Source organism: Sphaerochaeta sp. UBA5836 (assembly GCF_002432845.1).
Lineage (GTDB): Bacteria > Spirochaetota > Spirochaetia > Sphaerochaetales > Sphaerochaetaceae > Sphaerochaeta.
Genome location: NZ_DJGW01000111.1, coordinates 1 through 1366, shown reverse-complemented (window position 1 = coordinate 1366; position 1366 = coordinate 1). Strand labels below are relative to the sequence as shown.

Below are 1366 nucleotides of genomic sequence, written 5' to 3'. Positions count from 1 at the left end.
ACGGTCGCAACCTGGAGTCCCGCCTCTTCTGCAATTGCCCAACTCTTGGAGCCCTTGTACAAGCCGACGACCACATCCACCCCGCTCTCATGCAGGTTCAGTGCGTGTGCGTGTCCCTGGCTGCCGTATCCGATGATGGCAACCTTCTTTCCATCAAGCTTTTGGAGATCTGCCTGTGAATCATAATACATTGTACTCATTGCTTCCTTTCCTTCGGCCCACCGGCCTTGTTATGGTAAGCGCCCCTGGGGCGTTGCGTTCAAACTTCATCGTCCTCGCTGTAGCTGATCGAGCTGAGTGCTCTCGAGCCTCGTTCGAGGGCGGTAATACCCGTCCTTGCCAGCTCCACAATGCCGAAGGGCATCATCAGATCGAGAAAGGATTGGATTTTATCCAAGCTTCCGGTCATCTCAAGAGAGACTGTGGAAGCGGTGACATCGATGATCTTCGCCTTGAAAATCTGGGCCAGCTCCACCACCTGCGAGCGGCTTTCACCCTTGGTGGAGACCTTGACCATGACCAGCTCGCGCTGCAGGCTCCGCGTCTGAGTCATTTCATACACCCGCTTGACGTCGATGAGCTTGCCCACCTGCTTCTTGATCTGCTCGACAACCGGGCGGTCGCCGCTGACCACGATGGTGATTCGGCTGACTTCCTCGTTTTCCGTCTCACCGACCGACAAGCTGTCGATATTGTAGCCTCTTCGGGAGAAAAGGGAAACGACGCGCATCAAAACACCGGGTTGGTTGTTTACCAGGATGGCCAGTGTGTAGCGGTTTTCTGTAGTATTCATGTGATGTTTCTCTCCTTCGTATGATGCTTGGGTATAAGCGATTGCTCCCCAGGCTTCGATTGGGGGCTCTTCGTCCACGGTCCATGCAGGTATATCACTCTGCAGCCGTGGTCAGAGAATAATTAGGCTTACTACGATAATTAGGAGGGTGATGAGTGAGATGAGGGGGAGGAGGATGGTGCGTACAAGAAGCAGGGATAGAGCGGCATGTGAAGCATCGGATGTGCCAAAACAGAACTGAGAGCAGCCCTGCATTTTCCATTTCCTCTCTGTTGTCCGGTGCATTGCCTGCACCTGCTTGGTGAACGCGTTCACGATACTCTCCTCAATGAGCGGCGATGAGCCGTTTCTTGTTTGTAGCTCTCTTTTGGGATTTCTGTCAACCCTTTATACAAAAAACAGTATGTTTATGCAGTAAAAATTCCTATAAGTAGAAGTTCTTGCTCTCACCATCCATTGCAGATACACTGCAGGCATGGACAGCACACCCAGCTTCTGGAGAAAACGAACGCTCTTCGGAAGACTCCTCATTTACTTTCTGATCGTCCTCATCGTACCGCTCGGCCTCTTTTC

3 protein-coding genes are annotated in these 1366 nt (G+C 52.3%); all 3 read right to left on the bottom strand.

Going from position 1 to position 1366, the window contains the following annotated elements; genetic code table 11:
• A partial coding sequence (locus B3F49_RS11265) for an NAD(P)-binding domain-containing protein (RefSeq protein ID WP_293911161.1) occupies positions 1–200 on the bottom strand: 200 nt, incomplete at its 3' end.
• A gap of 59 nt (positions 201–259) precedes the next feature.
• Positions 260–793 (bottom strand): acetolactate synthase small subunit, encoded by a 534-nt coding sequence (ilvN, locus tag B3F49_RS11260; RefSeq protein WP_293893212.1) that lies wholly within the window; start codon positions 791–793, stop codon positions 260–262.
• 111 nt (positions 794–904) lie between these two features.
• On the bottom strand, positions 905–1108 hold the full coding sequence (locus B3F49_RS11255) for a hypothetical protein (protein WP_293893209.1): 204 nt from the start codon (positions 1106–1108) through the stop codon (positions 905–907).
• Between the last annotated feature and the right edge of the window lie 258 nt (positions 1109–1366).